This is a genomic window from Paraburkholderia suaedae (assembly GCF_040812055.1).
In the GTDB taxonomy this organism is placed as follows: Bacteria; Pseudomonadota; Gammaproteobacteria; order Burkholderiales; family Burkholderiaceae; genus Paraburkholderia.
Genome location: NZ_JBFOAH010000011.1, coordinates 1 through 12,017, shown reverse-complemented (window position 1 = coordinate 12,017; position 12,017 = coordinate 1). Strand labels below are relative to the sequence as shown.

Genomic DNA, 12,017 nt, shown 5'->3' with positions numbered 1-12,017 from the left:
TCTCAGGATAGAAGCGGCCATTGCAGTATCCCTGCCGATTTTGTCTTCCCAGATTAGATTGCCGGAACCCAGTAGCACCGCCCCCAATTCGCTATACCGGATCGGTGGTGCTCCTACTTCTTCGCCGGACTTTCCTGCCGCTTTCCCCTGCTTGCGCCCGCATCCCTCTCAGGGACGGCATTTTCATGCTCGCTTTGCCTTCGTTTTCCGACGTTATGCGTTACGCACGCAACTTTTCCTGGCTATTTACGAAATTGTGAGCCCCATCACACATTGCTTGCTTGCGGACATGGAAAATCCGCCGGGCGTTGTCAGAGTGCGGTGGCCAATGCTTATTGCCAATTGTAGGTAAATCGCTTCGGCCACTGCATGGATCTGCCGACGCGTCACACGTGTGATTAGACAACTCTTTAAGGAATGTACAAATGGCCGCACTGTCCTTCGCAGAACAAGTACAACAAGCGTATCTGGCCTACTACGGCCGCCCCGCTGATCCGGCAGGTCAGCAATTCTGGGTTAACCAGCTGACCGCTGCTAACGGCAACCTGAGCACGATCATCAACGCGTTTGGCACGTCGGCCGAATCGACCGCTCTGTATGGCGGCTCGAGCATTCCGGCGCAAGTCAACGCCATCTATCAAACGCTGTTCGGTCGTTCTGCTGATGTGGCGGGCCTGAACTTTTACGTGAACGGCATCAACAGCGGTCAGTTCACGCTGGCTTCGGTCGCTCTTAACATCTACAACGGCGCGCAAAATGGCGATGCGGCGGAACTGGCCGCAAAGCTGGCTTACGCTGACTCGTTCACCGCAGCGCTGACCCAGTCGGTTGCTGGCCAGGTCGCTTACTCGGGCACGGCAGCATCGAACAACGCTCGTGCGGCAGTGGCGACGGTTGTCGACGCGACGACCCAAGCTACGGCAACGGCAGCTCTGTCGACGACGATTGCGAACATCGGTGCGGGTGCGGTTTCGCAGACTGTCACGCTCACTACGGGTGTGGATAACATCACACTGTCCGGCAACAACAACGTAGTCAATGCTATCGACGGTGGCGCACTCGGTACCACGCAGACGTGGTCTGCGGTCGATACCATCAACGGCACGGGCACGGGCAATACGTTCAACGTGGCCAGCGCGAGCGCGATTTCGCAGCCCGCAGGCTCCACGGTCAATGGTATCGCGACGCTCAACCTCACGGAATCGGGTGTAGCCGCAACCGTCACTCTGGACACCACGAAGGGCGGCTGGTCCGGCCTCAACTCGGTGAACGTGACCCAAGCGAGCACGGGCACGGTTACCCTGAATGCGGCAGCGACGACGAACGAGACTGTGACTGGCGCGGTCGCCACAACGATCCAGGTTTCCGGCGGCAATAACGTTACGGTGAAGTCGGCCGGTGGCAACGTAACGGTCGGTGGTGTGGTCGGCACGGTTACCAGCCCGGCAGGCGCCATTGCGGTCACTGAATCGGGGCTGCTTGGTTCGAGCATCGCGGTTGACGGCGGCTCTTCGGTCAACGTGACGGCTATGGGTGCGACGACCGGTGCGGGCACCATTTCGGTCGGTGCCAACGTCCAGACGACCGGTGCCGTTGTCGTCAACGAAACGACCGGCTCGGCTAACGCTAACATGAACGACGCAATTATCGTCAAGGGCGGCTCGACGGTCACCGTCACGGAATCGGCTGGCGACGCGGCATCGAACACCGTGAACGTGGCAATGAATGCCGTCACCGTTACTGGTACCTCGTCGACGACCTCGGTCGTGGTCAACCAAGCAGCCGCTGCAGTGGGCGCTGCGGCAGTGACGGGAGTGGCCGGTGTCGTGGGTGTCCCCGCTGTTCCGGCTGCTGCGGGTACGCAAGGCGTCAACGCGGTCACCGCCGTTGCCCCGGTCGCAGCAAAAGCGGGTGTCGTCGGTGTTTCGGGCGACGGCATTGTGACCGTCAGCGATGCGAACTACAACACCACGAAGGCGAACACGATTACCAGCGTCACGCTGAACAGCTATGGTGCAACCTCGGCCATCAACGATAACGCGTTGACGACTTTGTCCCTGTCTGGCACAGCAGGCACCTTGGCGATTACGAATGCGACCGCTTCTGGTGCAACGCCGACGACGAACGCGACTTTGAACCTGACGGTCAACGGTTTGTCGACAAGCGCTCTTATGGGCAGCGACAACACCGTCACCGATACTAACGCCGAGATCACGACGCTGAATGTGACGACGGGCGCGACGAAGTCGACGCTTACCGGCTTCACTGACGCTAACCTGAAGACGTTGAACGTTGCTGGCTCGTCGGTTCTGACGGTTACCAACGCTACGTCGGCAACCGCCGTTAACGTCACGGGAGCGGCAGGCTACGCCGGCGCGGTCAACGACACGACGACGACGTTCAACGCATCGGGTTCGACCGGTGCCAGCACCATCACGATCGCCGCAGACGCAACGACGGCAATCACCGGCGGTTCGGGCGCAAGCGATGAGCTTATCCTGAATAACATCGGCGGTACTTTCACCGCGGCCAAGACAGGTGCGAAGGTTACCGGCTTTGAAACGCTGGGTATCACCGCTGCCGTCACCGGTTCGCAGGACGCCTCCGTCTTCGGTTCGTCGATCAAAGCGATTGACGTGACGGGAGCGGCTGTTGGCGGTACGACGCTGACCAACGTCAATACCAACGCGTCGATCAACTTCGCCAATACCGCCGTTGCGAGCACGTTGGCCGTCAACTATGTTGATACGACCGGCGCAACCGATGCTGCGACCGTTGTTTTGAACGGCGCCGCTGCTTCGACGTTGGCTACTGGCGCAGCTCAAGCGGTGACGTCGCTGACGTTGGCTGACGCGAACGGCAATGGCATTGGCACCTTGAACTTGGTCGACAACAACGTGGCGTTCAACTATGCGGGTGACAATATCGCCACTCTCATTGATTCGAATGTTGGCACGCTGAACTTCAGCGGCGCGGGTGGTCTAACCATCGGTGCTACGGCGTTCAGCAACGCGGCTACCAGCATGGCGATTAACAACACGGGTAGCAATGCGGCTGGGTTGGTTGTCACGATGACTGATAACGCGCTGGGCAACCTGACGTTCTCGGGCACCGGTGCGACCACCTTGAACTTGACGGACAGCGTCGCAGGTACCCTGTCGGTCACGAACTCGGGCACCGGCTCTGTCACGTTCAACGACGCGACGCTGGTTGCGACCAAGCTGTCGCTGACGGGCGCGATGACGGCGACAGTGACTGATAACAACCTCAAGTCGCTTGCTCTGTCGGCTGGCCAAAATGTGACGCTGAACGACAGCAACACCTCGGGCATCACGATTTCGGGTGCTACGGATAACAGCCATGTGTCTCTGACTCTGGGTGCAGCTGCTGCAGGCAGTACCAACGCTGTTACGCTCGGCAACGCCAATAACAGCATCGTCGATGCGACCACGGCGGGCACGGTCAACATCACCGTGGGCACGGGTTCGAACCTGATTAACGTTTCCGGCGGCGCTGCAACGAACTCGGTCTCGGGCTACTTGGCAACGGTCAATCTGGGTACGCATACGCTCGCAACCGGCGCCGATTCTGTTTTGGTTGACGGCGTGGCCGCAAGTGCAGTCGCAGCGAACACCGTTATCAATGGTGCCGTTGCGGGTGACATCATCACGCTGAAGGATGCCGGCATCTTGACGGTTGCACAGGCAAGCACCGCCCTGCAGACGTCGGTCAGCGCGGCCTCAACGTTCGCCGCAGCACTCCAACTGGCGGACGCAAGCCTGACGAACGTCGCTGGTCACCAGGCGGTTGCGTTCCAGTACGCCGGCAATACGTACGTCGTCGAGAACAGTGCAGCCGCAGCCGCAGGTGGCACACTGGCTCAAGGTGACTCGCTCGTTCAGATCACTGGGCTGCACACGGTCAGCGCGACGCTCAACGCAGGACACGGCGTCGTGTTGGCTTCGTAATCAGCATTTGCCTTGTAAATACCCTTTGGCTCGCGCCTCAGGGTATTGAAGCCCGCCCCTCACAAGGGGGCGGGTTTTTTCCATTAGGCTCCTCGGACAGCTAAGCAAGGTTTTCCGCAATTACTTCATGCGGCCTTAGCAGGCTTGCATACGTTTCTAATTTATCCATGTCGCTTACAGAAAGACCCGGTGCACGGGCGAAAGCATGATGCCGCGAATACTCATCCCAACAGGCCGCTGGAAGATTGACGTCGACTCGGCCAACGAACAGTCCACCATCCGCCTGTGCGGGCGGGCGTTCCCGAACGTCTGGAGAGTCGAACAGCGAGTCGAGACGGTCGTGCTTACGCAAGACCAGGCGCAAGAACTGGTCTCCTCGCTGAATATGGCGTTGCTGGAACTAGAACTGCAACGGGCCGCCGACCTGGCGCGTGTCGCCGAGGGTGCGGGGGTCGTCGACAGCGAGTACGGCTGCTGATGACGACTGGCCGCCTTTCCGCGCCGGGATGCCTCTTAGAACCAACGTCACCGCATTGGGTCCTGCATCCAACGGACGGCGTGGCAGGCAGCGATGTGAAATCGCAAAACAGCTTGATTTTCTACTTGTCCAAGGAAGAAGTTATGAGGCTAGCTCTATCGTCACTCGCACAGGCCATCGACCGTCGCAGAACCCACCAGTACGTATACCTGCACACCGGCGAAATCATCGCCGAAGCAAATGGAATGTTTCTATCAGATCTGGAAACTCCGGTGATGCACTCTGACAACGCGGAAATTGGCAGAATGCTTCAGGCAAACTCTACTTTTTTGCGCATCAAGCACGAGCAAGCAAACGTGCCTGTTGTCGATTCCAACGGGCATCGGACGCACGCGTCGCTATGGCGTATCGAGCCTATCTTGACAGAGGCGTGTGGCGCCGTCCGGGACCAAGGGTGAGAGCAACCGGGTCTGGCGACGAGCCCCCGGCACGGCGGATGCAGCAGACGCGACACACTTGAGCCGCCCTGCTTCACCGCTATCCCCGCTTGTCGCTCGTGACGCACGGCAAAGGTCGGCAGCTTTGATTGGATGGCGCGGGGGGCGAGCGACGGATCCTGCCAATCTCGACCGATGGCGACCGCCGGAAGCCGACCCGAAGGGGACTTTCCACTTTCCGGCCCGAACGGCCGAAATGAAGGTGCAAAAGGGCCGTTGGTAACGTCCGAGCGGCAACGCAGGGCAGCTACGCGGGCTGCTAGCGGCGGTTAGTCGGCCATTTCGTCAACGCTATCAGTTACCTTTGCGTGTTCGTTGGAGGCTTGGGCCGTGCCTTTACGAGAGCTTCGATTGCACGAATGCCTGCTTCCATTCGTGCCGCTGCCGCGGAATTCGCTGAATGTACGATGATGCGCGGTGGCGTAAATCCCCCAATTGCGACGGCCTCCTCGATCCAGACAATTACGTCGTATCCCGTTCCGTGCGCGTCGTCACCGAGATCGTGGTCAAGACTCACCTCGTCGACGTTGCATGCCTCCAGCAAGCAATTGACCTCTTCAGGCCAGTAAGCGCGCACCCACCCGGCCGGCGTTTCGCGCAAATCGTCGAGAAATACCTTCATTTCCTTATCCAAACTCTGACACGAGCGACGGGTGCCCTTGGATCGCCCGCTCAAGGAGTGACTTGACCACGGACGCTTGCCGGCTTCCCTCGAACGTCGCCAAGTTCTCGATTTCCTCGTCAAGCGGGGCCGACCAAGAGACCAAGCCCGGAAGCACCTTGTTGATGGCTGCGTGACGCTTGAATTCGAATGCTTCGCCGTCTGCTGCGAGCTTGAATGCACACGCACTTTTTCGTTCGGTCTTGTCGAATTCAGTTTGATTCGAATCACTGACTCGAATTGGTAGCAGACCAATATGCAAATGACTTCTGCCAAAAGCCACCGTTAGGACCATGGAATCGGATAGCGGCCCCGAAGTGATACGCCAAAACCGTCCCTTATCCTTGACTTCTTTTGTACCCTTCTCGTTGAAAAAAAGCCTTGCGTGTCGATCCACGAATTGAAAACGCTCGAGATCCACGCTTTCAGTAGCGCTGATCGGAACCAACTGCCCGTTGGTCACATATTCGCGAAGGAGATTCGTCAAACCTTCTTCGAACATCTTCGTAAGCCACCCCGCTTTTATCAAGGGCAGTTTTTTGGAAATTTCGAAGGCGTAACGAATGCGCGAACGGCTGTCCATTTCAGCGGAGTCTTCCAACAAAAACGATTCAAGATTCATGACGCGGCTTTTATAGGTCTTTGTGACACGTTGAACGATGACACGGTACTCCTCGAACGCGTTCCGCAAGTTCTTAATGTCACGAACCGATTCGAGGCACGTTAAAATCCACGAGAGAACGTGCTCCGCGTAGTGGGCACTCATAAAGCGAGCTAGCTTCCCGCGCTCTGAATCGACGATATAGGAGCCGTCGAGCGAGGTCTCTATTTGATACGGAGCCAAGCTTGCAGGCGAAGGGTGCGACCGTCCGTTCGAAAGATAGACAAAGAAGACGTCGTCGGCATCGGCCGATGATTCTCCTTCCTCGCCTTCCTTTCTAACCCAGTCGACGTATCGCCGGATTTGTCCTGGTTGATCGATCGCATTCAGCTTGTTTTCGATCAGCACATGGCGTTTTCCGTCTGTTAAATAGAGATCGACATAGTTGTGTTCGCGGTGGACACGTACTGCTGACCAGTCAAGCAAATCGGGATGTCCAAGAGCGGACATGAATGCCTCGGCAAAAGCGCTACCGCGGAAGTGCAATCCGGCGGGATTGAGCATCGAGAAAAGGAAGCGAGAATGCAGTCGCACTTCATCGCTAATGCGCAGCACGGACGCGAGAAGGCTGTAGTCGTTGAGACCTTCCTTCTTTTGATGTAACCGTTGCTGGTCGAAACGCTCAAAATGCTCAAAGAAGGCCGACCAGCCCCTTTCAATGGATGCATTTTGGGTCAACTCATTGGTGGCCATTGTGCCTCGATTTCTTTGTCAACTATCAGCAATTGCCTACCCCTAGTTCAGGTTTCTCGTGACGTGTTGCACCCGAACGCACTGATCACCCAGTGTACGCGAGCGCGCGAACTCGCCGAAACTACAGGGAGCAAAAATTGCACTTTTAAACTTTTGTTCTGAAGGCGCGAACGTCCGATGCCGGCGCCGATGCGGCCGCTCTCCCTGACGACTCAACCGGCTCTTCTTGGCCGCTAGTTGCCGATCTCGACCCATGACGGCCGCGAGGCTGGCTGGAGTCCACAGTAGCTTGGCAAGCACGAGGCCTTTGATGTCCCGTAGTTCAGGGGGGTGGAATGATAGGCGCAAGGCCTGTCAGCTATGGGTTTCTACAATTGCTGTAGCAAATCTGTAGCGCACGAAACTCCCCCTTTTAGAGCATCGGCCGACTGTTTCGCAGTCCGGGGCTCGCGCGCGCTCATCGGACGACAATCGGCCGGGAGGGGAAGGACCAGGTTGTGGTTCGAATGTTCGCTCTACCAAAGTCAACGGACATCCTGTACACAATATCTGCCCTGTACATTCCACTTAAAAGTCGCGACATACTGTCAGAACGACCAAGGCCGCCTAGTTGCTTACGCATCTATTTCTTTAAGAAAACTAAAGAATGAAAAAAAGCGGCCGTTAACCATCTCGTTGGGCTGTGCCGTGAACGCCGACCTCTTGGAGAACAAACGGCAATACATCAGCCAATGGACACCCGAGCCCTTCACCCGGGCCGCCGGATTGTGAGAAGCACCATGACGTACGAACAATGGGCGCGGCCAGCTTGTGGACAAAGCTCTATTTCAATCAACCGCGCGGCGGGTCGCTAGTCGGCACACCGTGCGATCCCGTTATGCGAGATCGCAATGAAAAAAAAGCATTCAGCATTCGTTCTTTCCTTGGCTGTTACGTCGTTGTTCTCTGGCTGTGGAGGCTCCGGCTCTACCCCACAGTCCCTGCCTCCCGCTACCATCAATGGTACCGCGGCTACCGGCGCGCCGATCGCGAACGCCAGTCTGTCGCTCAACTGCGTGTCCGGGCAAACGACGACCACGACCGCCGCCGACGGCACCTGGAGCGTCTCCACCTCCGGGCTGGCGCTGCCTTGCGTCGCGCGCGTCATGACGTCGGGGGGAGAGGCGCTCCACTCCTATATCCAGGCGCCCGGCAGTACCGATGTCACCCCTCTCACAGAACTCGTGACGGCCGGCCTGGCCATGAGCACGGACACCGAGACGTTCTTCAACACGTTCTCGTCGGCCTCGGCGTCGGTCGCCACTGCCCGCCTCGCGACCTCGCTCGCGAACGTCAACCAGTTACTGACGAACCTGGGGGTCAGTGCCGCATCGGTGAATCTGCTCAACCAGCAATTTCAGGCCACGAGCGGCGATGCGTATGATGATGCACTAGAGCAGTTGCAGGCAAAACTCGCGAGTACGAATACGAGCCTCACCACGGTGGCCCAGCAACTCGTGAGTGGCAACATTGGCGCGACTGGCGCGACTGGCGCGACTGGCGCTGCAGGAGCGACTGGGGCGACTGGGCCTGCCGGCGCGAGCGGAGCAACGGGCGCACAAGGCGGTCAGGGTGTGACCGGAGCAACGGGCGCGACCGGGCCCGCCGGCGCGACGGGCACGGGCACGACTGGGCCCAGCGGCGCGACTGGCGCGACTGGGCTCAGCGGCGCGACTGGCGCGACTGGGCCCGCAGGCGCGACGGGCGCGACTGGGCCCAGCGGTGGACCCACCGGGCCGACGGGCGCGACGGGCGCGACGGGCGCGAACGGAGCGACTGGCGTGACGGGCCCCATGGGAATTATGGGGCCCGTCGGCGCCACCGGCGCGACTGGGGCCATCGGTGCCACCGGCCCGACCGCTTGCACGGTGGGCACTGTCTGGCTGACGGCGGCCGACTCCGCCACCATTTCGGCCATGACGAACTCCGTGCCAGCCATTGGGACAGCCGAATCGACGACCACTTACGCTCAGCTCTTCTCTGTGATCGGCTATTCGTTTGGCGGTAGCGGCGGAACTTTCGATTTGCCCACTCTTGCGCCACCTAGCGCCGGACTCACCTACATGATCTGCCTGAGCGGCGTGCTGCCGAACTAGGTTTCTGCACCCGCTGGAATGCGGGCCGCTCTTTGCGGTACGGCCCGCATTCCAGACTAAAGCCCAAAGTACTGCTTATTCCCCTCAATACGCGGATGTTCCTCGCTGGGAAATCTACGCTCGTCCAGCAGCTGTTTCAGCGCGGCGCGCCCTTGCTCCACGGCGCCGACGTAATAGGCGCTCACCGCGAGTTCGTCGAGTGAGCGCCACGCGTAGACCGAGTCGTCGAGGAACAGCGCATCGGCAGGCCGGGCTATCGCAACCGCCTGGCCCGCGAACATCCAGGCCAGCGCGAATTCGTTGCGCAGGCGATGATAGCGAGCAAGCCGGTACAACGGTTCCGCGCGCTGGGGACGCGCCTGCCAGGCGCTCAGGTATGCCTCGATGATGTCCTTGCGCGATGCTCCGGCCGCTTCCAGAAGCACGGCGATCTGATACAGGCTGAACCAGCGCTCCTCTTCCCAGCCACCCATCGCTTCGCGTTCACGATAGACACGCAGGCTCTCCTCGGAGCGGCCGGCATCGCGATAGCTCTGGGCGAGATAGAACCGGTAGCGTGCGTTATGCGGTTCGTCTCGCACAGCGCGTTCCAACACCTCAATATCGCGCAGATAGGTGTTGGCGTCGCGTGCACGCGCGCCATCCCTCGCCACCACGATCGACGCGCCGGGAAGCACGCCCCACGTATGCGGACTGTCCAGCGTCAGGTACTCGTGTAGCACGCCTTCCCAGCGCCACAGCTGATCCGTCGCGACCAGGCTGTTGCGGTTGTAGCTCCAGTCGCCCAACTTGCAGCGTAACTGGTAGCCCCCAATATGCAGTTCTGGCCAAGCGAACCCTAGATCCGTTTCGAGCACTTCGTCGGCATCAATGAAGAGCAGATAGTCTCCGTGGCATCTGGCCAGTTCCATGGCTTCGTTGCGATTGTGCGCGAAATTGCGCCACGGCCGTTCGTGCAGCGTCCCAGGGACGCCGCTCATCGCCTCTTCGACGATCGCTTGGGTGCCATCGCTTGATCCCGTGTCGACGATCACCCAGCTGTCAACCCACGGCTTGACGCTCGCGAGGCATCGGGCGATCACCGGCGCCTCGTTTTTCACAATCATGTTCAAACAGATTCGTGTCATTGGGACCTCGCAAAAGTCTTGCTCGCAGCGGCACCGAATGCTGTGCGCCATGGGCGCACGCTGCGAGGGGCCGGCCCAACCAAGGGGGAGATTCTTGAACCCGGCGGTCGCGCACTTAATCGAGTTGGCGATGATAAGCTGCTTAGGCCCTTGCGGGAAAGCTTCATTAGCGGGGTCATGCTGGAGACTGGGGCGACGGCAACAAACTTCATCCGCGGTTGTCGCTCAGCACACGCGGGTCGCTTTGCATCTTCCCGCGGAAGAAGCTCGCCACCCCGAGCACGCCACCGATTGCAATCCACGCCTCGGGCGGGATGCTCGGCTGCGCAATACTCGGCCACCAGCCGCGCAGTAGTGGGACGATGAAGTACGCCCCGATCCATGCGAATCCGAAACAGTGCGACCACAGACAGGCGATCAGCATTTCTCCGCTGGTATTCGGTCGAAACTCCAGCACCACGTTTTCGTCCTTCTCGCCGTCCTGCAGCTCACGCCCTTCCATCCTGGCGCGGCTGACGTTCTCAAAGAACGCGTTGACGACCATCAGCCCGTGCGAATAGCCGAACAGATTGGCCGACCTGGCGTAAACCGATGGGCCGCTTGACCGCTCCACCGCTAGGGGCGCACGTTTGACCGTTACTGCGCCGTCGTGTGATTAGAGCATTTGAAGACGAGCTCGGCTTCCTGAGGCGTCCATCCTCGGACGCCGTGCGTCTCCATGTTGACCTGTTCCATCTGTTTGGACTGGCTGCGGCAGTATTCGTCGGCCCGCTTCAGACTCGTCGCCTTTATCTCGCCCCATGGCGTCATTCCACCGCGCACCTGCGTAGTTACGGTGTAGTTACCGCTTCCTGCCGGCGTTACATCGGTGATAGTTGTACAAGCTGACAGCACCATGCACATCGCAGCCACGATCTTGCTTTTCATTCTGCCCCCCGGCTAAAAGCCGCAATTGTATGCGAGAGCGTGCGTGTCACGACGAAACGGCGGCAGCCGTTTACGCGGGAACAGCAGCGATGGCAATTGCGTCGATACGATGCGCCTCGGATCAATGGAAGGGTCTACCTCGTGGAAACAGTCTCGTTCACGACTTCAACGTGCACCTCTGCCCGGTCCATCCGTGCTCGTCGATGAGTTTTAAACACAGGCGACCGAGCCGGATTCCTCCGCGCTCGATCACCGCAAAAGAAACGATGGACGTGGCGATGATGATGGCGAACACGGTAGCAGTGACCATCCAGGATTTTTCGTTGCTTTCCAGCGCATAAGGCATTACCCCCGGTCGCGTTATGAAGATGGTTATCACGAGACCATGCAGCAGATAAATGCTGTAACTCATGTTCCCCATGCGGATAGCACCGGGTATTCGGTCGAAACTCCAGCACCACGTTTTCGTCCTTTTGGCCGTCCTGCAGCTCGCGCCCTTCCATCGTGGCGCGGCTGGCCATCGCCGGGCTTGTGAAGTTGCGCGGTTTTCCTTCATGCGCTTTTCTTCCTCTTTCCCCCATGGCACGGGACGTGTGAGCATGCGTCGGCTGAATCTTTCATCCTTCGGAGTGCAGTGAATATGGTGCCATTCATCGCCAGCGCCGTTTCTTTTGCATCCGCAGTGACGTTCCACCGGCCTCGAGAAACGTGAGCAGAAGACTGATGACCATGGTTCGACCATAGAAGAAGCCCTGCCCGAAATCGGCTCCCGACTGGGTGACCACCGTATGATGGCTGGCGCTTTCCACGCCCTCCGCAACGACGGTCGCGCCGAACGGGCGAGCCGCATCGACTACCGCTGCCAGGCGC

The 12,017-nt window shown here is 59.3% G+C and carries 10 protein-coding genes and 2 pseudogenes; 5 read left to right on the top strand and 7 right to left on the bottom strand.

Annotated features, from left to right (window positions below; all coding sequences use genetic code 11):
- Positions 1–425: 425 nt before the first annotated feature.
- From ABQJ48_RS16645 to ABQJ48_RS16630, 4 genes and pseudogenes are all read left to right on the top strand, one after another.
- Positions 426–734 (top strand): annotated as a pseudogene (locus ABQJ48_RS16645) (DUF4214 domain-containing protein); the annotation flags it as partial.
- Between the two features lie 393 nt (positions 735–1,127).
- Positions 1,128–3,968 carry a beta strand repeat-containing protein gene (locus ABQJ48_RS16640; RefSeq protein WP_367839270.1) on the top strand — a complete coding sequence of 947 codons (2,841 nt, stop codon included), beginning with the start codon at positions 1,128–1,130 and terminating at the stop codon, positions 3,966–3,968.
- Between the two features lie 205 nt (positions 3,969–4,173).
- Entirely contained in the window at positions 4,174–4,446 is a 273-nt protein-coding gene (locus ABQJ48_RS16635; RefSeq protein WP_367839104.1) for a hypothetical protein, read from the top strand.
- Between the two features lie 95 nt (positions 4,447–4,541).
- Positions 4,542–4,904: a hypothetical protein gene (locus tag ABQJ48_RS16630; RefSeq protein ID WP_367839103.1), complete on the top strand. Its 363-nt coding sequence runs from the start codon at positions 4,542–4,544 to the stop codon at positions 4,902–4,904.
- A 337-nt stretch (positions 4,905–5,241) separates the two neighbouring features.
- Here ABQJ48_RS16630 and ABQJ48_RS16625 read toward each other — a convergent pair whose 3' ends face one another.
- Positions 5,242–5,565, bottom strand: coding sequence for a cyclic-phosphate processing receiver domain-containing protein (locus ABQJ48_RS16625; RefSeq protein ID WP_367839102.1), 324 nt, complete (start codon positions 5,563–5,565; stop codon positions 5,242–5,244).
- Positions 5,566–5,569: 4 nt separating this feature from the next.
- Entirely contained in the window at positions 5,570–6,958 is a 1,389-nt protein-coding gene (locus ABQJ48_RS16620; protein ID WP_367839101.1) for a PDDEXK-like family protein, read from the bottom strand.
- Positions 6,959–7,848: 890 nt separating this feature from the next.
- On the opposite strand from ABQJ48_RS16620, the gene ABQJ48_RS16615 reads away from it, so the two are divergent.
- A complete protein-coding gene (locus tag ABQJ48_RS16615; protein ID WP_367839100.1) occupies positions 7,849–9,093 on the top strand; it encodes a tail fiber protein in 1,245 nt (414 codons plus the stop codon).
- Positions 9,094–9,149: 56 nt separating this feature from the next.
- Here ABQJ48_RS16615 and ABQJ48_RS16610 read toward each other — a convergent pair whose 3' ends face one another.
- The 5 genes and pseudogenes from ABQJ48_RS16610 to ABQJ48_RS16590 form a co-directional block, all read right to left on the bottom strand.
- On the bottom strand, positions 9,150–10,199 hold the full coding sequence (locus tag ABQJ48_RS16610; RefSeq protein ID WP_367839258.1) for a tetratricopeptide repeat-containing glycosyltransferase: 1,050 nt from the start codon (positions 10,197–10,199) through the stop codon (positions 9,150–9,152).
- 409 nt (positions 10,200–10,608) lie between these two features.
- Positions 10,609–10,788 (bottom strand): annotated as a pseudogene (locus ABQJ48_RS37845) (SOS response-associated peptidase family protein); the annotation flags it as partial.
- A gap of 68 nt (positions 10,789–10,856) precedes the next feature.
- On the bottom strand, positions 10,857–11,147 hold the full coding sequence (locus tag ABQJ48_RS16600; protein WP_367839099.1) for a hypothetical protein: 291 nt from the start codon (positions 11,145–11,147) through the stop codon (positions 10,857–10,859).
- 157 nt (positions 11,148–11,304) lie between these two features.
- The gene (locus ABQJ48_RS16595; protein ID WP_367839098.1) at positions 11,305–11,559 is read right to left on the bottom strand and encodes a hypothetical protein; all 255 of its coding nucleotides are present in this window, start codon (positions 11,557–11,559) and stop codon (positions 11,305–11,307) included.
- Positions 11,560–11,797: 238 nt separating this feature from the next.
- On the bottom strand, positions 11,798–12,017 hold a 220-nt coding region (locus ABQJ48_RS16590; protein WP_367839097.1), incomplete at its 5' end, for an EAL domain-containing protein.